The sequence below is a fragment of the Rhizorhabdus wittichii genome, assembly GCF_017607425.1.
GTDB lineage: Bacteria > Pseudomonadota > Alphaproteobacteria > Sphingomonadales > Sphingomonadaceae > Rhizorhabdus > Rhizorhabdus wittichii.
Genome location: NZ_CP059319.1, coordinates 1,924,922 through 1,944,363, shown reverse-complemented (window position 1 = coordinate 1,944,363; position 19,442 = coordinate 1,924,922). Strand labels below are relative to the sequence as shown.

Sequence of the window (19,442 nt, the reverse complement as noted above, 5' to 3'; positions counted from 1 at the left end):
GGAATCGTGAAGTTTTTTTGGGATAACTTCAGCAACCATAGTCATTTTGTCGCTGAAATGGCTCCGTCTGTCGATTGCTTCGAAATCAGCGCTCAAGTAGCGGGATTCGTTCAGCTTGGCGTAATCGACGCGGTAGGCCGAAATATATCATCCCATTTGTGTTGCGATGCGAAAAAGGAGATGGCGATGCGAATCCATATCATAGGCGGTATTGCGCTATTCGCCGGTTCGGTTGCGGCTTTTGCAATCGGTGCCGCGCCCGACTCGTCGCCGCGCTCCGGGCCGCCGCCCGGCCTCGCCATGCGGATGAGCTTCGAGGAGAATTTCGACGGCCGCGCCCTGCGCGACGACGTCTGGCGCACCGCCTACAAGACATGCGGCAAGGCCGGCACGATCGCCAATCGCAGCCTCTACGGCAATCGCGAGCGGCAGATCTATTTCGACCGCGACTTCCTGGGCGCCGGCGTCCAGCCCTTCGAGGTGCGCGACGGCAAGCTGACGATCACCGCGCGGCCGCTGCCGCCGGCGGTGAAGGCGAAGCTCGACGGCGCACTGGGGAAGCAGCCCGCGAACATCCGCGGCAGCGCGCTGGCCCAGGCGCGCTACAGCTCGGGACTGATCACCACCAAGTGCAGTTTCGAGCAGGCCTATGGCTATTTCGAGATCCGCGCCCGCTGGACCGGGGGCAAGGGGATCTGGCCCGCCTTCTGGCTGTTGCCGGCCAAGGGCGGCTGGCCGCCCGAGATCGATATCCTCGAGGCGCATGGCGACAAGCCGGGCACCGTCTTCCAGAGCCTGCATTCGAAGCGGCAGAAATCGATCACCCGCAAGGCGACGGTGCCGGGGAGGGCGGACGCCTTCCATCTGTACGCGGTGCTGTGGACGCCCGAGACGCTCGATTATTATGTCGACGGCGTCCGCACCGCGTCGATCCCGACCACCGCCGACGCGAGCCAGCCCATGTACCTGATCGCCAACCTCGCGATCGGCGGAAGCTGGCCGGGCGATCCCGACGCGCGGACGGTGATGCCCGCGCGCATGGAGATCGACCATATCCGCGTCTGGCGGTTCGCCGACCGCCCCGGCGGGGCGGTCAGGCGGCGGTGACGGCGGCGGGCCGCGTCGCGGCCTCGGCCGGCCCGGTCGGGCTGCGGCCGATCGAGATATAGTGGAAGCCGGCGCGCGCCATGTCCTCGGGCTCGTAGACGTTGCGCAGGTCGATGAAGAGCGGGTTGCGGAGCAGGCCGCGCACCCGATCGAGGTTGAGCGCGCGGAACTCGTTCCACTCGGTCAGCAACACCACCGCGGCGGCGTCCTCGACCGCCTGATAGGCGTTGCTGACGAACTCGACCCCCGGCAGCATCTTCTCGGCGGAGGGGCGGCCTTCCGGATCATAGGCGCGGACCTTGGCGCCCGCCTTCTGCAACTCGGGGATGACGACCAGGCTGGGCGCGTCGCGCATGTCGTCGGTGTTCGGCTTGAAGGTCAGGCCGAGGATGCCGATCGTCTTGCCCTCGACGCTGCCGCCGCAGGCGGCGATGACGCGGCGGGCCATCTCCTTCTTGCGCTCGTCATTGGCGTCGACGGTCGCCTGGACGATGCGCAGCGTGGCGTTGGCCTGCTCGGCGGTGCGCAGCAGCGCCAGCGTGTCCTTCGGGAAGCAGGAGCCGCCATAGCCGGGGCCGGGGTTCAGGAATTTGTTGCCGATGCGGCGATCCATGCCGATCCCCTTGGCGACGCCCTTCACGTCGGCGCCGACCGTCTCGCACAGGTCGGCGATCTCGTTGATGAAGGCGATCTTCACCGACAGGAAGGCGTTGGCGGCATATTTGATCACCTCCGCGGTGCGGCAGTCGGTGAACAGGATCGGCGTCTCGCGCAGGAACAGCGGGCGGTAGATCTCGGCCATCAGCTTGCGCGCGGCCTCGCTCGACACGCCGACGACGACGCGGTCGGGGCGCAGGAAATCCTCGATCGCCGATCCCTCGCGCAGGAATTCGGGGTTGGAGACGACATGCACCGTCTTGCCCGGCACGACCTCGGCGAGGATCGCCTCCACCTCGCTCGCGGTGCCGACCGGCACGGTCGACTTGTTGACGATGACGCAGCCTTCGGGGACCAGCTTGGCGAGGTCGCGGACGGCGGCGAAGACATAGCTGAGGTCGGCATGGCCGTCGCCGCGCCGCGACGGGGTGCCGACCGCGATGAACACCGCTTCCGCATCCTTGACGCCTTCGGCCAGGTCGGTGGTGAAGGACAGGCGGTCGCCCTTCACGTTGCGGTTGATCAGGTCGCCCAGCCCCGGCTCGAAGATCGGGACGTGGCCGGCATTATATTCGGCGATCCGGTTGGCATCGATGTCGACGCAGGTCACGACATGGCCGAATTCGGAGAAGCACGCTGCCGAGACGATTCCAACATAGCCCGTACCAATGATCGTCAGGCGCATATTCTTGCCTCCTCGTTGCTGACTTGGGAGAGTCCGGTGGTGATTTTCGCAAGCCAGTTCCGGTAGGCGCGATAGCATGCGTCGCCGGAAAAATGGACTCGCGCGGTGTCCAGGGCCTTGGCCGCGAGCGTCGCGCGCTCGGCTTCGGCCTGCATCAGGCCGATGACGGCATCGGCGAACGGGATCGGGTCGTCGGCCTTCGCGACGGCTTGGCTGGCAATCTCCTCGACGCCTTGCAGCGTGACACCGGTCGCGACCGTCGCCTTGCCCTGGGCCAGCGCCTCGATCAGCTTGATCTTGAGGCCCGACCCCTGGATCAGGGGCGAGATCACGACACCGGCGCCCGCATAAAGGGGCGCGAGGTCGTCGACAAGGCCGAGAAAGCGGACTCCGGCGGGACCGCCCTGTGGGAAGGACGAAGCGACCGAGCCCGCGACGTCGAGCACCGCCGCCGGCCGCGCCGCGCGGATCGCGGGCCATACCCGCTCGAAGAACCAGCGCAGGCCGTGGACGTTGGGCGCGGTGTTGCTGCCGACGAACAGCAGCCGGTCGGTCTCGCCGGGCTGGGGCGCGGCGACCGGCTCGGCCGCCATCGGCGCCAGGATCACCTCGCTGTCGGGCAGTTCCCGCCGCACGAAGGCGGCCTCCGCCTGCTGGATCGCGATCACCGCGTCGCCCCGGCCGAGCAGCGCCAGTTCGGCATCGCGGCCGATCGCGGCGACGCTGTCGCCGCCGCCGGTCGCGGCGAAGCCCTCCGAGCGGGCGTGGAACAGGTCGTGCATCACGATCGCGGTCGGCGTGCCGGGCCGGGCGACGAAGGGGAAGGCGCGCGACTGGAACATATAGTCGGCGACGACGATGTCGGCGCGGGGCCGGGCGTGGCCGGTGACGAAGAGCTGGTCGGCCTTGGTCCAGGGCGCGGCCACCGCATAGGGGGCGGGCCGGTCGAGCGTCCAGCGCGCCGCGATTCCCACCCGCCGGGCGACCCGGCGCGCGATCCCGATCGCGGCGCCCAGGTGGACGTACGGATCGCGGGCGACGAGCCAGCCGCCGATCCGCCAGGCGCCGCGGACATGGTGGCTGGCGAACACCGCCATTTCCGGCCGCAGCCGGAAGAAGGGCAGGCGGCCGAAGATCGCGGGGGAGGGCTGGACGAGGTGCGGCTCGCGGCCCGCCGCGCGCGTCGCACGGGCGAGGTCGATCGATAGGCCGAGCTGCCGCTGGTGGCGCCGATCAGCCGCTGGTTGCCGATGGAAGCACCCTCGGCGCGGCTGCGGCGGGGGCGGGCGGGGCGGGGCTTGCTGCGGCCGGTGTCTTGCCAGACGGCCGATCTGGCCGCGATCGGCATGCGGAACAAGCGGGATGGACTGGGGCGGCCGAGCATCAGCGCCCGGCCGCCGCACAGGCCGGCGCGCCTGGATCGCCTCGATCGCCAGGGTGAAGTCGCGGGCGGCGCGGATCGAGCGGTTGCGCCGGGCGAGCGCGCGCCGGACGTCGGCGGGGGCGTCGCGCAGGTCGGCCGCCAGCCGATCGCCGGCCATCACCATCGCCTCGACATCGGCGCGCGACAGCCGGTGCGAGATCGAGCTGCCATGCTTGCGGTAGAAATAGCCCGCGTCGGGGATCGTCCGGTAGCGGGCGCCGGCGCGCAGCAACTGGACGATCAGCGCGTCGTCCTCGGCGATGCGCAGCCCTTCGTCATAGCGGATGCCGCTGCCTTCGATCAGCTCGCGGCGGATCAGCGGCTTGAGGAAGCCGAGATTGGGCATCCGGCCGTAGAGCAGCGTCTCGCGGAAATAGTCGGCCAGGGTGATCCATTCGCCGCGCTGCGCCCTGGCGCCCCGAAAGAACCCCTCCGGCGGCGACCGGTCGGCGTCGTCGAAGACGACCAGGTCGTCGGCGACGATGTCGGCCTCGATCGCGTCGGCGACCGCGACGAGGCGCTTCAGCCGGTCGGGGTGCATCAGGTCGTCGCTGTCGAGGATCGCGACGAAGCGGCCGGACGCCATGTCGAGCGCGTGGTTGCGCGCCGCCGCCGGGCCGCCGTTGCGCGCCATGCGGTGGAACTGGACCCGCCGGTCGCCCGCCGCGAGCTCGCGGCCGATCGCGACCGATCCGTCCTGCGATCCGTCGTCGACGACGATCAGCTCGATGTCGCGCAGCGACTGGTCGAGCGCCGAGCGCACCGAAGCGCGCAGCCAGGGCGCCGCGTTGAAGCAGGCCATGATGATGCTGACGGTCGGCGGCGGTTCGGCGAGACGGTTCGTCATCGGGCACCCGGTGATCCAGTCCCGGCCGCACGATGCGGCCGGCTATCGTCCCCCGGCGGAAATGATGCAGTGCAAAATGACGCTTTTCCAAGACTTTCCGGCTCGGTCCGTCGCGAACAAGGAAGCAATCGTCTCAATGTCCGGGCATCGCGATGGAGTCGATCCGCCCGTCTCCTAAGTAATAATCCAAGGGTAAAGGCGGCTTGCCCGCGGCTGGAGATGCATTTACACCAAATGCTGTGAAACGCGCGCCGGATAAGATCGGAACGGGTGGCGGAGAGGGTGACCGGGACCGGGCTCTCGGCGCCACGTTCCTTTCGGTCGGTTCGTCCAACTCCCCAGCCCGCAGCTTGCGCGCCTATCTGCGTCGGCGGATGGAACAGCCAGTCACAGCCAGCGAAACGGAACCGCGCTTTTCCGGCGCGGTCCGCGTGCTGCTCGGCATCGTGCTCGCGGTGGGAAGCTGGGCGGTGGTGCTCGGCGGCGCCTGGCTCGCGATCCGCGCCCTGCGCGGCTGAGCTACGCGGCGGCACGCAGCGCCTCCTCCTTTCCCGTCTGGATCAGCCGCAGCCAGTCGTCCTCGATCCTGAGCGCGGTCAATATCCCGCTGCGATAGGCGCCGGTGTCGATCCCGATCCGGTTGCCGGGCCATTGCACCTCCTCGGTGATGCTGTGGCCATGGACGACGATCTTCTCGAACCGCTCGGTCGACGCGGTGAATTTGGCGCCGATCCACAGCACGTCCTCCTCCTCCTGCTCGGTGATCGGCCGGCCGGGCCGGATGCCGGCATGGACGAAGGCATAGTCGCCCAGCGTCAGCATCGGCAGCGCCTGCTGGAGGCAGAGCAGGTGCGCGGCGGGCATCCGCTGGAGCAGCGCGTCGCGCGCGGCGATCAGGGCGCGGACCGGCGCGCCCAGCGCCGGCGGTTCGACGCCGTAGCAGCGCAGTGTCGCGTCCCCGCCGAACAACAGCCATTCGCCGGCCTCCGCCGGATGATCGATGAACGCGATCATCGCCCGTTCGTGATTGCCCATCAGCAGCCGCGTCTCGAAGCCGTGGTGGCGTTGCAGCCAGGTCGCCGCCTCGACCACCTGGGCGGAATGCGGGCCGCGATCGATCAGGTCGCCGAGCAGGATGATGATCGGCCGGCGGCCGCGCGCGGTCGCCGCGGCGTCGGCGGCGATCCGGGCGAGCAGGTCGCGCAGCAACAGGTAGCTGCCATGGATGTCGCCGATCGCATAGACGAGTTGCCCGTCGATCTTCGCCGTGGCGGCGTTGCGCAGCGCGGGCGGGCGGTAGGATGCCCCCGTCATCGGATGCGGTTCGCGGCGCGGCCGTGGATCGACAGGCGTTCGAGGTCGCCGGCCAGCTCGGCATAGCCTTCGAGGACGCCCTGCGGATCGCGCGCGGCGCGGTTGCGCAGCCGGGTCCAGTGGCGTTGATGCTCGACGAGGAAGCGGCGTTCGACCCCCTGGTGGATCGCTTCGGCATAGGCGCGGCGCAGCCGGCGGTCGGCCGCCAATATGTCGGGGCGCATGCACCAGGCCCGTTCGAGCCGGTCGCCTTCGCAGCCGCCGGGCGCGCTGGCGGCCTTCCCGTCCTTTTTTTCGGCGGCGGGGCGGGGCGCGGCGTCCGTCGATCGTTCCTCGCGCGCCACCTTGCGATCGTCGCTGGAAGAAGGGGAGGGCGTCGTCGCCACGGTCGGCTTGACCAGCTGCGGCGCCGGAGTTGCCGGGATCGGCCGTTCGAAGGGGTTTGCGGCGACGCCCGTGGCCGGCGCGAGCGGCGCGCGATCGCGAAGGTCGGCGAAGCGGAGGCCACCCACCCCCGCGACGCCGATCAGCAGGCCGGCGGTCGCGGCGGCGAGCAGCGGTCCCGCGGTTACCCGTCGTCGCCCGGTGGCGGGGAGCGGCGTGGCCGACCCCTTGACCGCTATTTCGATCGTGCGCGGGAGCATGGCGTCGGCAGCCTCGGCCGTGCCGAAGATCGCGGCCATGTCGTTGCGGACATCGGCCAGCAGCAGGCGGGACGGCGGCTGGCGCACCGGATCGGGCGGTGGGGCGCTGTCGACGATCATGGGACGCAACCTCCTTGGCACGCGCGCCGAATGGCGCGGCGACGCCTTTCCTCGCGCGGTGGATCGCAAGGCCGGCGAAGCTGGTCGCGTCCGACCGGAAAAGCGAGACGGGATGCGACCAGTGGCCCCGCCGTCATGGCAGGCGGACGAACCCCATCCGCCTGCTTCGCGACTGGCCGAGCCATCGGGGCGATGAAATGGTCGAAATGCGTGTCGAGTCGAAAGTAGTCGACAAGCTTATGTCTCCCGAATCCACGATGATGGTCGTCATTATCTCGATCCGTTGGATGGAGGGTGAAGATCATGCTTATAGGACCGAATATGATCCGAAACGATAAGATGATGGATTCGATCGCTGAACTGATGATTTCGACAACGAAATCTACAAATTTGAAATGGAAATGTGAGAAGTTATTTGCTGTAACTGGCATCAGGGTGGCGGAATGATCGCAGGGTCGAATCGGGCTCGCGCGCTCATGATGATGAGGGATTCTGCTGCGCAGCAACATTCCATCGTCCGATGCGGCGATGTCGATAGGGTCGGTCCTGGCTCCATTCTCCGATGTCGATCGAACGGCCCGTGTCATCGCCACGAGGAAATTCGATTTATGGCGTGTGGATGATAGACCGGAAAATCGCTGGGAAGTGCTGATATAATAAAGAACATAAGGCGATACTCCGGTAAATCCGGTGCCACCCCTGATCATGATGAAATGTTAAGGGCGAATCCGTTTCGATCGTGTCACGAAACGGTTCGATAGTGGAGGATGTTATAAGATCGTGGGGATGTCAACTGGTTGCACTGCACAAATTCCAGTTGACGGGTTGGTCGGTTCATGATCCTATTTGGACGTTATCAGACCGATCCAAGGTTTGTCCTGACCTGAAGTTACTCGGGGACGTTCCGGCGCCCTTTTCGGATGGGGTTCGAAAAGGCGCCGGTCGATCGACTGTGCCGGGGGGCACCGGAGGCTCGCGCCTCTGGCAGTGGCTTATCTGGAAAGGGAAGTGTCCATGCGTATCCTCGTCACCGGCAATATGGGCTATGTCGGTCCGGTCGTCGTCCGGCATTTCCGGGAGGTCTTTCCCGCCGCGACGATCGATGGCTTCGACAACGGCTATTTCGCCCATTGCCTGACCGGCGCGACCGAGCTGCCCGAGCGCAGGCTCGACCATCAATATTTCGGCGACGCGCGCGACCTCGATGAAGGCGCGCTCGCGGGCTATGACGCGGTCGTCCACCTCGCCGCCGTCTCGAACGACCCGATGGGCAGCCGCTTCGCGGCGGTCACCCGCGCGATCAACCAGGACGCGTCGGCGCGGATCGGCCGGCTCGCCGCTGCGGCGGGCGTCCGCGCCTTCGTCTTCGCGTCGAGTTGCAGCGTCTATGGCGTGGCCGAGGGCGGTCCGCGCCGCGAGGGCGATCCGCTCAATCCCGTCACCGACTATGCGGCGTCGAAGATCGGCACCGAGCGCGAGCTGGAGGCGATCGGCGGCGACATGGTCGTCACCTGCCTGCGCTTCGCCACCGCCTGCGGCATGTCCGACCGGCTGCGGCTCGACCTGGTCCTCAACGATTTCGTCGCCGGTGCGCTGACCAGCGGGCAGATCACGGTGCTGAGCGACGGCACGCCGTGGCGTCCGCTGATCGACACCGCCGACATGGCGCGCGCGATCGAATGGGCGGCGACCCGCCCCGCCGACAATGGCGGCCGCTTCCTGGTGGTCAATGCCGGCATCGACAGCGCCAATTACCAGGTGCGCGACCTGGCCGGCGCGGTCGCCGCCGCGCTGCCGGGGACGAGCGTCAGCATCAACACCGATGCGCCGGCCGACAGCCGCTCCTACCAGGTCGATTTCGGCGCCTTCGCCGCGCTCGCGCCGCAGCACCTGCCGCAGGTCACGCTGTCCCGGTCGATCGAGCAGCTGATCGACGGCCTGCGCCGCATGGGCTTCGCCGATCCCGATTTCCGCGCCTCGCCGCTGATCCGGCTGCGGGTGCTGCAGGACCATATCGCGAGCGGCCGCCTGTCCGAGGGGTTGAGCTGGCTGTCGCCGTCCGCTTCCGCCGCCATCGCGGCCTGACCGGGGAGGATGGCGGAATGAGGAAGATCGCCCTGCTGGCGGGTGGCTTCGGCACGCGCCTGAGCGAGGAGACGGCGATCCGGCCGAAGCCGATGGTCGAGATCGGCGGTCGCCCGATCATGTGGCACATCATGAAGATCTACGCCCATTACGGCTATAAGGACTTCGTCGTGATCGGCGGCTACAAGGTCGAATATATCCGAGATTATTTCCTCAACTATCGCAGCCGGGCGAGCGACTTCACGATCGACCTGAAATCGGGCGACGTCGACTGGCTGGAGGCGATCGGGGAGGACTGGCGCGTCACCATCGTCGACACCGGCCACGACACGCTGACCGGCGGGCGGCTGCTGCGGGCGCGGCACCTGCTCGACGGCGGGCGCTTCGGCCTGACCTATGGCGACGGCGTCAGCGACGTCGACATCCCGGCGGTGATCGCGGCGCACGAGGCGGCGGGCGCCTGGTGCACCCTGACCGCGGTGACGCAGCCCGGCCGCTATGGCTCGCTCCGGATCGACGAGGACGGCCACCGGGTCCAGGGCTTCCGCGAGAAGGGGGCGGCCGACGGCGGCCTGATCAATGGCGGCTTCTTCGTCTGCGAGCCCGAACTGCTCGACCTGATCGACGGCGACCAGACCACCTTCGAGGCCGAGCCGATGGACCGGCTGATCGAGCGCGGCAAGCTCGCCAGCTACCATCATGACGGCTTCTGGCAGAGCATGGATTCACTGCGCGACAAGCATCTGCTCGAGGAATTGTGGGCCAACGGCGCCCCCTGGAAGGTCTGGTAGGCCGGCTATGGGAGACTATCGATGATCCTGGTCGACACGGCGCTGCGCCGCCGCGAGGAGGAAGGGCGGCCGATCCGCGTCGGCATCGTCGGCGCCGGTTTCCAGGGCGCCGCGATCGTGCGGCAGATCATGACGGTGACGCCGGGCATGACGGTGGCGGCGCTCGCCAACCGGAACATCGCGCCGGCCGTCGCGGCGTTCGAGGCGCTCGGGATCGCGCCGCGCCGCTGCGACTCCCGCCGCGCCGTCGAGGCCGCGATCGCCGCCGGCGAACCGGCCGTCACCGAGGATGCGATCGGCCTGGCCGAGGCCGACGGCATCGACGTCGTCGTCGAGGTGACCGGATCGATCGAGCATGCCGCCGCGGTGATCGTCGCCGCGATCCGCGCGGGCAAGCACGTCGTCCAGATGAACGCCGAGGTCGACGGCACGGTCGGCCCGATCCTGAAGCGCAAGGCCGACGCGGCGGGGCTGGTCTACAGCTTCTCCGACGGCGACCAGCCGGGCGTGCAGATGAACCTGTTCCGCTTCGTCGCCGGGCTCGGGGTGAAGCCGGTGCTGTGCGGCAACATCAAGGGGCTGCACGACCCGAAGCGCAACCCGACCACACAGCAGGCCTTTGCCGAGAAATGGGGGCAGAAACCGGCGATGGTCGCGTCCTTCGCGGACGGCACCAAGATTTCCTACGAACAAGCGATCGTCGCCAACGGCACGGGTTTCTCCGTCGCCCGTCGGGGGATGATCGGGCCAGACTTCTCCGGCGGGGATCCTACAGCCCCCCTGGTCCCGCTGGAGGAGACCGTTTCGGCCTTCGCGGACGCGCTCGACGGCGCGTCCGCGGGCCTGGTCGATTATGTGGTCGGCGCCCGGCCGGGGCCCGGCGTGTTCGTGCTGGGAACGCAGGACGATCCCCGGCAGCGGCATTTCCTGAACCTCTACAAGCTGGGGACGGGCCCCTATTATTGCTTCTCCACGCCCTATCATCTCTGCCATTTCGAGGTGCCGACCTCGATCGCGCGGGCGGCGCTGTTCGGCGACGCGGTGCTCGCGCCGCTGGGCGCGCCGCGCGTCGGCGTGATCGCGGTCGCCAAGAAGGCGCTCCGGCCGGGTGACGTGATCGGGGAGTTCGGCGGCTACGAGGCCTATGGCGTCGCCGAGAATGCCGACGTCATCGACCGTGAGCGACTGCTGCCGCTCGGCCTCGCGCTCGGTTGCACGCTGGTGCGGCCGGTGGCCGAGGACCAGCCGATCGGCCGCGACGACGTCTTCGTGCCGGCCGGGCGGCTGATCGACCGGCTATATGCCGAGCAGCAGGAGCATTTCGCCGGCAAGCGGCAGGCGGCCTGAAGGAGCTTCCATGATCTTCCACGAGACCACGCTGAAGGACGCGCGGCTGATCGAGGTCGAGCCGCGCGGCGACGAGCGCGGCATGTTCGCGCGGACCTTCTGCCGCCAGGAGTTCGAGGCGCACGGCCTGCTCACCGACTTCGTCCAGCAGAACATGTCGGTGTCGGCGCAGGCCGGCACGATCCGCGGCATGCATTATCAGCGGCCGCCCTTTACCGAGGCGAAGCTGGTCCGCTGCGTGCGTGGCCGGATCCTCGACGTGATCGTCGACATGCGCAGCGGATCGCCGACCTATCTGCGACATGAAGGGTTCGAACTGTCCGCCGACAACCGCCGCCAGCTCTACGTGCCGCCCGGCTTCGCGCACAGCTTCCAGACGCTCGTCGACGATATCGAGGTCAGCTATCTGGTCACCGCGCCCTACACGCCCGATGCGGAGGGCGGGGTGCGCTACAGCGATCCGCTGCTCGCGATAAGCTGGCCGCTGCCGGTCGCGACGATATCCGACAAGGACGCCAACTGGCCGCTGATCGACCGGTCGGCGGAACCGATATTCTGATCCGCGCGCCTCGCCGCCGGGCGTCCGGCTCAGGCCGCCGTCTGCTGGAGCAGCTTGTCGGCGACGATCATGAAGGATTGCCAGCCCGACATGTCGACCGGCGCGTCGGCCGCCTCGATCGCCGGGTGGAACAGCATGCCCGACAGCGTGCCCGCCGCGACGATCCGCGCCTTGCCGAACCGGCCCGAGAGGAGGAGCTGGAGCGCCAGCTTGCCCTGCCGCGCGACATGGCGGATGAAGGCGCCCTTCGACTGGTAGCGACGGACATTATAGGCCTGGTTGCGCAGGAAATAATAATGATAGCCGATCCGCGTCGGGTTGACCTCGGTGCGGATGTCGAGCTTGCCGTCGAGCTGGCGGACATGGACGGCCTTGCTGTCGCCGACCAGATAGCCGGGCCGCTCGCGGGTGATCCGCGTCGTATATTCGGTGTCCTCGCCCCAGATGAACATCGACGCGATCGGCAGGCCGAACTGGTCGAGCGTCGCGCGCGGCATCAGGATCGACACGAAGGTCGCGCGTCGCACCGGCACCAGGCAATGTTCGAGCAGCTCGGGCCAGTTCTGGTAGGACAGGCTGTTGCGGCTGAGGTCGATGTCGGGGACGTTGGTGACGATCCCGCCCGGCGTCCGCGCCGTCGACACCACGAAGGGCGGGTCGATCTCCCGCGCGCGGAGCAGCCGGTCGGCGTCGAGCAGCTTCTCCAGCGCGTCGGGATCGGGGATGACGTCGTCGTCCATCACCCAGATGCCGTCGGCCTGGGCGCGATAGGCCATGCGGATGCCGGTGTTGAAGCCACCGGCCGCGCCGACATTCTTCGGCAGGATGTGGAGCTCGATCCGGTCGGCCCAGTTGCGGGCCAGCATCTCGGCGGTGCCGTCGCTGCTGCCATTGTCGATGACGATGATCCGTTCGACCGGGACGGTCTGGGCCTGGATCGCCTTCAGGCATTCCTCGACCAGGTCTTTCCGGTTGTAGGTCAGAACCACAGCGGAAACGGTGCGCATAGCGCCTCCTGTGTTACGCATACAATCCCCGTAGAATCCCTTAGCACAGGGTGGCCGGGGAGGCAAAGCATCTTAACAAAGTGTTTCAGTAATGTAGCAGTATATGAATAGATTGTGATGGACGTCACATATGAGGATTATTGACACGCTTGTCGTTGGTGCTGGCGTTATAGGGCTTTCTGTTGCCAGGAGGTTTTCTATTTACGGCCATGAAACGATCGTTATTGATGGAGAGGAGGCGTTCGGTACGTGGACAAGCGCACGGAATAGCGAGGTCATCCATGCCGGACTCTATTATCCGCCCGGTTCGCTGAAGGCCGCGCTGTGCATGCAAGGGCGCGAGCTGCTCTATCGTTATTGCTCGGATCGAGGGGTTCCGCACCGGCGGACGGGGAAGGTCATCTTCGCCGCCGATGCCGCCCAGGCGGCGGGACTGGACGCGATCCTGGCGACCGCGGCGGCCGCCGGGGTCGACGATCTGCGCCGCCTCGACGCGCGCGAGGCCGCCGCGCTCGAGCCCGAGCTGCGCTGCCATGCGGCGCTGTTGTCGCCGTCGACCGGGATCGTCGACTCGCACGGGCTGATGACCGCGCTGCTCGGCGAGGCGACGGCGCATGGCGCGATCTTCGCGGCGCGATCGAGGGCGACCCGGCTGACCCGGCATCGCGACGGCTGGGGCGTCCATATCGACGGCGAGGCGGAGCCGACGCTGGTCGCGCGGCGCGTCGTCAACGCCGGCGGGCTCGCCGCGCACCGGCTCGCCCGCGCGACCGAAGGGCTGGCGGCCGAGCATGTTCCCGACATCCGCTATGCGCGCGGCGTCTACTTCACCTATGCCGGGAAGGTGCCGTTCCGCCATCTCGTCTATCCGGTGCCGGTGCCGGGCGGGCTCGGCACCCATCTGACGCTCGACATGGCGGGGATGGCGCGCTTCGGCCCCGACGTCGAATGGATCGACGCGGTCGACTACAGCGTCGATCCGGCGCGCGGCGCGCGGTTCCTGGCGGCGGCGCGGCTGATCTGGCCGGGGATCGATCCCGACCGGCTCCAGCCGGGCTATGCCGGCATCCGGCCCAAGATCGGCGGGCCCGACGCCCCGGTCGCGGATTTCCGGATCGACGGGCCCGAGCGGCACGGCCTGCCGGGGCTGGTCAACCTGTTCGGGATCGAGTCCCCTGGCCTCACCGCCTCGCTCGCCATCGCCGATCTGGTCGCGGCGCGGCTGGAGGCCGGCGCTTCGGGCGGTTGACCTTCCGCGCCGCACAAGCCGATGCCGCGCCGGGCGGGGCAACGCTTCGCCCTGCGGCGATACCGCTTTGCAGCATGACCAATTACAGTCCGGGAATAATCCAATAGCTTCAGCATATTGGGGTACGGTGCAGGGGTGCGCCGTGAGGTCATGGACAGGGGATATGGAGTCTCCCGGCGATGGAATATCGCTCTTTTGCCGACCTTGCGGCGACGATCGCGCGGAACAGCTACCGGTTGCCGGCGGATATCGACCTGATCGTCGGGATACCGCGCAGCGGCATGCTCGCGGCCAACATGCTCGCCACCCATCTCAACCTGCCGTTCCTTGATCTGGAGAGCTTCGTCGCCGGGCTCGATCCCTATGTCGGGCGGACCGTCCGGCCGACGATGCGGGTCGACGGATCGACGGCGCCGGCGCGGGTGCTCGTCGTCGACGACAGCATCCTGTCGGGGGAATCGATGGTCGAGGTGCGGACCCGGCTGGCGGCGGCCGGCTTGGGCGCAGACATCACCTATTGCGCGGTCTATGCCGCGCGCGAGGACCATCCCGAGATCGACGTCTGGCTGGAGATCGTCGGCCATCCGCGCATCTTCCAGTGGAACCTGATGCGCCACCGGCGGCTGGGCGATGCCTGTTTCGACATCGACGGAGTGCTGTGCCACGATCCCGCCGAGGACGAGAATGACGATGGCGAACGCTATGGCCAGTTCCTCGTCAACGCGAAGCCGCTCCACCTGCCGGGTGTCCCGATCAAGCATCTGGTGACGAGCCGGCTGGAGAAATATCGCGCCCAGACCGAGCAATGGCTGCGCGCGCACGGCGTCGACTATGAGCGGCTGTGGATGCTCGACCTGCCCTCGGCCGAGGAACGGCGGCGGCTGAAGATGCACGCCGTCCACAAGGCGCGGGTCTACCGCAAGACCAATGCCTGCCTGTTCGTCGAGAGCGAGGACCGCCAGGCGATCGAGATCGCCGACCTGAGCGGCCGCCCGGTGCTGAGCATCGAGGCGCAGCGCATCGTCTGGCCGGAGCATCAGGCCGAAGCCGCGCGCCAGCGTTTCCAGCGGCGGAAATCGCCGCCCGACACGATGGGGCAGGGGATGCGGCAGGCGCTGCTGCGGGCGCTCCGCAGCACGCCGATCGGCACCGCCTTCGTCCGCAAGCTGCGGTCGCTGATGGTCTGAGGTCGGGCTTCCCGGTCTTCGATTCGCGCGACGCCGTCCCGCCGCGAAGCTGCGGCGCAGCATTCCCGGCAAGGCCAGGGGCCGCCCGCCCCGGTTTCGACGATCGGCGGGTGCGGAACAGCCTCGCTTACCCCACCGTCCGTCGTACCGCCTGCGCAATGGGCGCTGGCCCGGCTTGTCGCTCGGCGAAACGCCGCTGTTCAGTAATGGCGGCTAAGGGGTTTTACGGAGGAAGACGATCTCCGGGCGGCGATGACCAAATGATCGACCGGGCGGCCAGGGAAAGTCCATCCTTCCAGGAAGTCCGGTTAACTAAAGTTAAAATCCATGTATTTTTCAAATCAAATCTGGATATTTTGCGATATGATATCAAAATACTCAACATTGTATTGAGTAGTATCTCGAAAATATTTTCAGAATCTCGATAGGTTTATCTAGATAAAGAAATGAAAATGCTTGCATCGGATTGTCATGAATGATCGATGAACCGCGAAAGTGCTTAAGGTGACTTTGCGGCATTATTGACAGATTCGGGTAGTCGGAACAGTCTTCCGGTCGACCGGTCATGGGGGCGGCTGGCCTGCATGGCCGGTCTTTTGCGTTCATGGGAGGTTGTAATGCCCAAAACTGAATATGAGACGCCCGAACTGATCGATGCGGGCCTGTTCGAGGAGATCACCGAGGGCGGAGCCAACGGCTCGGTCCTCGACGCCAGCTTCTCCGCAGGGACCCCGGTCTCCGACCTGACCTTTTCCTGATCGGAGACGTGACGAACTGGCCAACTGCGGGACACCGCAGTTGGCCCTCTTCGTCCGTTTCCCGTCCTTGAAGATCCTGTCGGGGAGCAGATGTCGATCAACCCGTCCTCGCTCGTCATTCCCGGTGGCGACGTCGTCCATTGCGATCTCGACGGCGGCGCCGTCCTGCTCGATCTGCGGACGCGGCGCTACTTCAAGCTCAACCGCGTGAGCGCGCATGTCTGGAGCCGGCTCGGCGACCATGCCGAGGTCGGCGCGCTGCGGCGATCGGTGCTCGAGACCTTCGATGTCGATCCCGATCGCTGCACCCGCGATCTCGACGCCCTCCTGGGGGCGATGAGCGCGGCCGGCCTCGTCGAGATCAGGCATGTTTCGGTGGCGTAGGCGCGCCGCGCTGGCGTGGCGGCACGGGCGCCTGCTCGTGCAATGCCTCGCGGTCGTGGCGGCCGTCCGCATCGGCCTCGCCCTGTTCGGCTACCGCGTCGTGCTCGACCATATCGCGAAGGCGGCGCCCGCGCGCCCGTCCGGCGCGCATGCGCATCTCCACATATGGTGCGTCAAGCATGGCGCGCGGATCGTGCCGGGGGCGACCTGCCTCACCCAGGCGCTCGCCCTCCATTATCTCCGCGCCCGCGCCGGCCATCCGACCCGCATCCGCATCGGCGTCCGCCGGCGCGACGACGGGCGGATCGCCGCGCATGCCTGGCTGGTCGACGGCGACGCCGTGCTGATCGGCGGGCAGGACGAGCAGCTTTCCCGCTTCACGCCGCTCGTCGATCTCCAGGCCGGCCTGCGATGAGCGGCTTCGCGGCCCTGTTCCGCCGCGACGGCGCGCCCATGGCCGAAGCCCTTCCCGATCGTGCCGAGGCGGCGCTGCGCGCGCGCGGACCCTGCCACTGGCGGCGGGGGCGGTCCTGGGCGATGGCCGCGTCCGCGCCGCTCGCCGGCTCGGCCGATGCGATGGCGCTCGTCGCGGCCGACGCGCGGCTCGACAATCGCCGCGAGCTGATCGCGGCGTTGCGGCTCCATCCCGGCTCGTCCGACGCCGAGGTCATCCTTGCCGCCTATCGGCGCTGGGAGGGCGATTGCGTCCGCAGGCTGGCCGGCGATTTCGCCTTCGTCATCCGCGACGACCGGCGCGGAGCGATCTTCTGCGCGCGCGACCATTTCGGCGTCCGGCCCTTCTATTATGCGCTCGACGACAAGTTGTTCGCCGCCGCCGGCCTCACCCGTTTCCTGACCGCGCTTCCCGCGATCGGCGACGCGATCGACGAGCAGGGCCTCGCCGATCTGCTGGCGGGCGGCTATGCCGACGGGGCGATCACGCTGCATCGCGGCGTCCGCCGCCTGCCGCCCGGCCACAGCCTGACGCTGACCGAGGCAGGGGTGTGGATCGCGCGCTACTGGCATCCGCGGGACGTGCCGGTCGAGGAGCGCGCCGACGCGGCCGAGGGATTTCGCGCGCTGTTCGCCGAGGCGGTCGTCCGCCGCCGCGCGCGCGGCGACGGCGTCGGGGTGATGCTGAGCGGCGGGCTCGATTCCTCGGCGATCGCGGTGCAGGCGACGCAGGGCTTCGCCGCCACCGGCCGGCGGATGCCGAGCCTGTCGATGATGCTCGACGACACGCCCGGCTGGAACGAGCGGCCGTTCATCGAGGCGGTGCTCGACCGGGGCGGCTTCGACCCGCGCTTCATCGACGCCGCCGACCATGACCCGGTCGCCGAGCTGCCCGCGCTGCTCGACGAGCAGGAGGGGCCCTTCGTCGCCTATAATGCCAGCCTGTCGCGCCGCCTCTACCGCCGGGCGCGGGCGGCGGGCCTCACTCGCCTGCTCGACGGCCATGGCGGCGACGAGGTGGTGTCGCACGGGCTGGGCCGCCTCAACGAGCTGGCCGCCCGAGGCGAGTGGCGTCGACTCTGGGAGGAGAGCGCCGGCATCGCCGGCATCTATGGCGTCGGCCGTTGGTCGATCCTGTCGCCCTATCTGAGCCATAACCGCTATGTCCGCCTCGCGCGCGGGCGCTGGGATCGAATCCGGGCGCGGCTGGGTCGGGCCGATCAGGGCGAGATCGCCGGAGCGTCGCTGGTCGAACCCGGTCTCGCCGCGCGCGTCGGCCTCGCCGAACGCCATGCCGATCGCTCGATCAAGCGATCGGCGCGCCATAGCGAGCGCGACGTCCATATCGAGCTGCTGACCGCGCCGCAGCAGGGCTATGGCTTCGAGGTGCTCGACCGGATGGGCGCGGCGGCCGGGGTCGCCGGCCTCTACCCCTTCTACGACCTGCGACTGGTCGAATATTGCCTGTCGCTGCCGTCGCATCACAAGCTGAACCACGGCCTGCCCCGCCATGTGCTGCGGCAGGCGATGGCCGGGCTGCTGCCCGATCCGGTGCGGCTGCGACCCGACAAATATGATTTCGCACCTGCGCTCGCCGATGCGCTGCCGCGCCGGCGGCAGGCGCTGGCCGATCTGGTCGGCCGCGACCGGGCGGGGATCGGCCGCTTCGTCGACATGGACGCGGCGCGGGTCGCGCTCGGCCGGCTGCTCGACCGGGGCCGCGCGGTCGATGGCGCGTCGCTGTTCGCGGCCTGGCGGGTGCTGATGCTGGCGGTCTGGCTCGACCGCCGCGAACGGGTTTCGGGGGGCTGGTCCGAGATCATCGAAAGGGAGGCCGCCGCATGAGGAAGCTCAGCCGCGAGGAATTCAGCGAAGCGGCGACCCTTCAGGGGCCGCCCGCGACCGAATATTTCGCGTTCGGCCTGTCGATCCGGTCCGACATCCCGCTGCCCGAGCTGTCGCCCTCCGCCCTCGTCGGCCGCGACGCCGACCTGTCGATCCGGCTCGCGCCCTGCGGTCGTCCGCTGCCGCCTGAAGGGAGCGGGCTGGTGATCGACCTCGATCCGGACGGCGGCCATTATCTCGCCTGGCCCGGCGTCGCCGCCTTCCGCTTCCACGGCCCCGCGCGGATCGACGTCGAGCCCTATCCCGGCGTCTCGACGGCGCTGCTCGCCTTTCCGCTGCTGGGGCCGGTGTTCGGACTGATGCTCCATATGCGCGGCGCGCTGGTGCTCCATGCAAGCGCGGTCGCGGTCGGCGGCAGGAGCGCGGTGTTCGTCGGCGACAAGCTGGCCGGCAAATCGACCACTGCGGGGGCATTCGTCGAGGCCGGCCACCGCCTGCTGACCGACGACCTGCTGGCGATCGACCTGGTCGATCCGCTCGTCCCGCGCATCCTGCCCGCCTTCGCCCAGCTCAAGCTGTCCGAGGAGAGTTCGGCCGCGATCGACCTTGGCGATGCGGAGGCGCTGCCGCTCGCCCATGCCAGCCTGCCCAAGCGCCAGTTCCGGCTCGGCGGCGGCTTCTCCCACCGGCAGATGCGGCCCGACCATGTCTTCGTCCTCGCGCGCGGCGGCGAGACGCCGATGGCCGAGCCGCTCGAAGGCTTCGACGCCCTGGGCGCGATCATGCGCTTCTCCTACATCGCGCGCTTCGGCGGCGCGGTGCTGGCGGGGGAGGCGGAGGCCCGGCATCTGCAACGCTGCGCCCGGCTCGCCCGCACCGCGCGGGTGTCGCGGCTCCATGTGCCGGCGGGGCTCGATCGGCTCGGCGAGACCGTGGCTTTCGTCCAGGCCCTGCTCGGGGAGCGCTGAGATGCGGGGCGC

Annotated in this window: 19 protein-coding genes; 13 read left to right on the top strand and 6 right to left on the bottom strand. The window is 68.4% G+C overall.

All coding sequences use genetic code 11. From position 1 onward, the window contains the following. The first annotated feature begins 186 nt into the window (after positions 1–186). The gene (locus HRJ34_RS09170) at positions 187–1,107 is read left to right on the top strand and encodes a glycoside hydrolase family 16 protein (RefSeq protein WP_226949116.1); all 921 of its coding nucleotides are present in this window, start codon (positions 187–189) and stop codon (positions 1,105–1,107) included. On the opposite strand, the gene HRJ34_RS09165 is transcribed toward HRJ34_RS09170, so the two are convergent. Beyond that, on the bottom strand, positions 1,094–2,449 hold the full coding sequence (locus HRJ34_RS09165; RefSeq protein ID WP_012050708.1) for a UDP-glucose dehydrogenase family protein: 1,356 nt from the start codon (positions 2,447–2,449) through the stop codon (positions 1,094–1,096). The two genes, HRJ34_RS09170 and HRJ34_RS09165, sit on opposite strands and share 14 nt — an antisense overlap. Next, the gene (locus HRJ34_RS09160; RefSeq protein ID WP_208633918.1) at positions 2,440–4,719 is read right to left on the bottom strand and encodes a glycosyltransferase; all 2,280 of its coding nucleotides are present in this window, start codon (positions 4,717–4,719) and stop codon (positions 2,440–2,442) included. Before HRJ34_RS09160 ends, HRJ34_RS09165 begins: the two co-directional genes overlap by 10 nt. A 374-nt stretch (positions 4,720–5,093) precedes the next feature. Between HRJ34_RS09160 and HRJ34_RS09155 the strand changes: the two genes are divergently transcribed. Next, positions 5,094–5,237 (top strand): hypothetical protein, encoded by a 144-nt coding sequence (locus tag HRJ34_RS09155; RefSeq protein WP_016746534.1) that lies wholly within the window; start codon positions 5,094–5,096, stop codon positions 5,235–5,237. A gap of 1 nt (position 5,238) precedes the next feature. On the opposite strand, the gene HRJ34_RS09150 is transcribed toward HRJ34_RS09155, so the two are convergent. The 3 genes from HRJ34_RS09150 to HRJ34_RS09140 are packed head-to-tail and all read right to left on the bottom strand — an operon-like array spanning position 5,239 to position 7,504. Further along, positions 5,239–6,033, bottom strand: coding sequence for a metallophosphoesterase (locus tag HRJ34_RS09150; protein ID WP_208633917.1), 795 nt, complete (start codon positions 6,031–6,033; stop codon positions 5,239–5,241). Continuing rightward, the gene (locus tag HRJ34_RS09145) at positions 6,030–6,797 is read right to left on the bottom strand and encodes a lysozyme inhibitor LprI family protein (RefSeq protein WP_208633916.1); all 768 of its coding nucleotides are present in this window, start codon (positions 6,795–6,797) and stop codon (positions 6,030–6,032) included. The genes HRJ34_RS09150 and HRJ34_RS09145 overlap by 4 nt, the downstream gene beginning before the upstream one ends. Next, positions 6,794–7,504: a hypothetical protein gene (locus HRJ34_RS09140; RefSeq protein WP_208633915.1), complete on the bottom strand. Its 711-nt coding sequence runs from the start codon at positions 7,502–7,504 to the stop codon at positions 6,794–6,796. Before HRJ34_RS09140 ends, HRJ34_RS09145 begins: the two co-directional genes overlap by 4 nt. Positions 7,505–7,811: 307 nt before the next feature. Between HRJ34_RS09140 and HRJ34_RS09135 the strand changes: the two genes are divergently transcribed. The 4 genes from HRJ34_RS09135 to rfbC are packed head-to-tail and all read left to right on the top strand — an operon-like array spanning position 7,812 to position 11,579. Further along, a complete protein-coding gene (locus HRJ34_RS09135; protein ID WP_208633914.1) occupies positions 7,812–8,882 on the top strand; it encodes an NAD-dependent epimerase/dehydratase family protein in 1,071 nt (356 codons plus the stop codon). A gap of 17 nt (positions 8,883–8,899) precedes the next feature. Beyond that, entirely contained in the window at positions 8,900–9,673 is a 774-nt protein-coding gene (gene rfbF / locus HRJ34_RS09130) for a glucose-1-phosphate cytidylyltransferase (protein WP_012050714.1), read from the top strand. 21 nt (positions 9,674–9,694) lie between these two features. After that, positions 9,695–11,020, top strand: coding sequence for an NAD(P)H-dependent oxidoreductase (locus HRJ34_RS09125; protein WP_208633913.1), 1,326 nt, complete (start codon positions 9,695–9,697; stop codon positions 11,018–11,020). 10 nt (positions 11,021–11,030) lie between these two features. Next, positions 11,031–11,579 (top strand): dTDP-4-dehydrorhamnose 3,5-epimerase, encoded by a 549-nt coding sequence (rfbC, locus tag HRJ34_RS09120; RefSeq protein ID WP_208633912.1) that lies wholly within the window; start codon positions 11,031–11,033, stop codon positions 11,577–11,579. Between the two features lie 29 nt (positions 11,580–11,608). Here the strand turns inward: rfbC and HRJ34_RS09115 are convergent, their stop codons facing one another. Beyond that, on the bottom strand, positions 11,609–12,586 hold the full coding sequence (locus HRJ34_RS09115; protein WP_016747338.1) for a glycosyltransferase family 2 protein: 978 nt from the start codon (positions 12,584–12,586) through the stop codon (positions 11,609–11,611). Positions 12,587–12,716: 130 nt separating this feature from the next. Here HRJ34_RS09115 and HRJ34_RS09110 point away from each other — a divergent pair, with 130 nt between their 5' ends. The 7 genes from HRJ34_RS09110 (at position 12,717) to HRJ34_RS09080 (ending at position 19,430) form a co-directional block, all read left to right on the top strand. After that, on the top strand, positions 12,717–13,835 hold the full coding sequence (locus HRJ34_RS09110) for an NAD(P)/FAD-dependent oxidoreductase (RefSeq protein ID WP_208633911.1): 1,119 nt from the start codon (positions 12,717–12,719) through the stop codon (positions 13,833–13,835). 179 nt (positions 13,836–14,014) lie between these two features. Then, on the top strand, positions 14,015–15,022 hold the full coding sequence (locus HRJ34_RS09105; RefSeq protein WP_030091657.1) for a phosphoribosyltransferase family protein: 1,008 nt from the start codon (positions 14,015–14,017) through the stop codon (positions 15,020–15,022). Between the two features lie 617 nt (positions 15,023–15,639). Further along, positions 15,640–15,780: a lasso RiPP family leader peptide-containing protein gene (locus HRJ34_RS09100; protein WP_012050720.1), complete on the top strand. Its 141-nt coding sequence runs from the start codon at positions 15,640–15,642 to the stop codon at positions 15,778–15,780. Positions 15,781–15,870: 90 nt separating this feature from the next. After that, positions 15,871–16,164 (top strand): PqqD family protein, encoded by a 294-nt coding sequence (locus HRJ34_RS09095; RefSeq protein ID WP_029993449.1) that lies wholly within the window; start codon positions 15,871–15,873, stop codon positions 16,162–16,164. After that, positions 16,148–16,579 (top strand): lasso peptide biosynthesis B2 protein, encoded by a 432-nt coding sequence (locus HRJ34_RS09090; protein WP_049771283.1) that lies wholly within the window; start codon positions 16,148–16,150, stop codon positions 16,577–16,579. The genes HRJ34_RS09095 and HRJ34_RS09090 overlap by 17 nt, the downstream gene beginning before the upstream one ends. Continuing rightward, a complete protein-coding gene (locus HRJ34_RS09085) occupies positions 16,576–18,462 on the top strand; it encodes an asparagine synthase-related protein (RefSeq protein WP_208633910.1) in 1,887 nt (628 codons plus the stop codon). Before HRJ34_RS09090 ends, HRJ34_RS09085 begins: the two co-directional genes overlap by 4 nt. Further along, positions 18,459–19,430 (top strand): serine kinase, encoded by a 972-nt coding sequence (locus HRJ34_RS09080; protein ID WP_208633909.1) that lies wholly within the window; start codon positions 18,459–18,461, stop codon positions 19,428–19,430. The genes HRJ34_RS09085 and HRJ34_RS09080 overlap by 4 nt, the downstream gene beginning before the upstream one ends. The last annotated feature ends 12 nt before the right edge of the window (positions 19,431–19,442 follow it).

What these genes read in the sequence shown, in the direction of transcription:
- HRJ34_RS09170 (WP_226949116.1), top strand. Translation starts at nt 187, where the DNA reads ATGCGAATCCATATCATAGGCGGTATTGCGCTATTCGCCGGTTCGGTT.
- HRJ34_RS09165 (WP_012050708.1), bottom strand. Translation starts at nt 2,449, where the DNA reads ATGCGCCTGACGATCATTGGTACGGGCTATGTTGGAATCGTCTCGGCA.
- HRJ34_RS09160 (WP_208633918.1), bottom strand. Translation starts at nt 4,719, where the DNA reads ATGACGAACCGTCTCGCCGAACCGCCGCCGACCGTCAGCATCATCATG.
- HRJ34_RS09155 (WP_016746534.1), top strand. Translation starts at nt 5,094, where the DNA reads ATGGAACAGCCAGTCACAGCCAGCGAAACGGAACCGCGCTTTTCCGGC.
- HRJ34_RS09150 (WP_208633917.1), bottom strand. Translation starts at nt 6,033, where the DNA reads ATGACGGGGGCATCCTACCGCCCGCCCGCGCTGCGCAACGCCGCCACG.
- HRJ34_RS09145 (WP_208633916.1), bottom strand. Translation starts at nt 6,797, where the DNA reads ATGATCGTCGACAGCGCCCCACCGCCCGATCCGGTGCGCCAGCCGCCG.
- HRJ34_RS09140 (WP_208633915.1), bottom strand. Translation starts at nt 7,504, where the DNA reads ATGATCAGGGGTGGCACCGGATTTACCGGAGTATCGCCTTATGTTCTT.
- HRJ34_RS09135 (WP_208633914.1), top strand. Translation starts at nt 7,812, where the DNA reads ATGCGTATCCTCGTCACCGGCAATATGGGCTATGTCGGTCCGGTCGTC.
- rfbF (WP_012050714.1), top strand. Translation starts at nt 8,900, where the DNA reads ATGAGGAAGATCGCCCTGCTGGCGGGTGGCTTCGGCACGCGCCTGAGC.
- HRJ34_RS09125 (WP_208633913.1), top strand. Translation starts at nt 9,695, where the DNA reads ATGATCCTGGTCGACACGGCGCTGCGCCGCCGCGAGGAGGAAGGGCGG.
- rfbC (WP_208633912.1), top strand. Translation starts at nt 11,031, where the DNA reads ATGATCTTCCACGAGACCACGCTGAAGGACGCGCGGCTGATCGAGGTC.
- HRJ34_RS09115 (WP_016747338.1), bottom strand. Translation starts at nt 12,586, where the DNA reads ATGCGCACCGTTTCCGCTGTGGTTCTGACCTACAACCGGAAAGACCTG.
- HRJ34_RS09110 (WP_208633911.1), top strand. Translation starts at nt 12,717, where the DNA reads ATGAGGATTATTGACACGCTTGTCGTTGGTGCTGGCGTTATAGGGCTT.
- HRJ34_RS09105 (WP_030091657.1), top strand. Translation starts at nt 14,015, where the DNA reads ATGGAATATCGCTCTTTTGCCGACCTTGCGGCGACGATCGCGCGGAAC.
- HRJ34_RS09100 (WP_012050720.1), top strand. Translation starts at nt 15,640, where the DNA reads ATGCCCAAAACTGAATATGAGACGCCCGAACTGATCGATGCGGGCCTG.
- HRJ34_RS09095 (WP_029993449.1), top strand. Translation starts at nt 15,871, where the DNA reads ATGTCGATCAACCCGTCCTCGCTCGTCATTCCCGGTGGCGACGTCGTC.
- HRJ34_RS09090 (WP_049771283.1), top strand. Translation starts at nt 16,148, where the DNA reads ATGTTTCGGTGGCGTAGGCGCGCCGCGCTGGCGTGGCGGCACGGGCGC.
- HRJ34_RS09085 (WP_208633910.1), top strand. Translation starts at nt 16,576, where the DNA reads ATGAGCGGCTTCGCGGCCCTGTTCCGCCGCGACGGCGCGCCCATGGCC.
- HRJ34_RS09080 (WP_208633909.1), top strand. Translation starts at nt 18,459, where the DNA reads ATGAGGAAGCTCAGCCGCGAGGAATTCAGCGAAGCGGCGACCCTTCAG.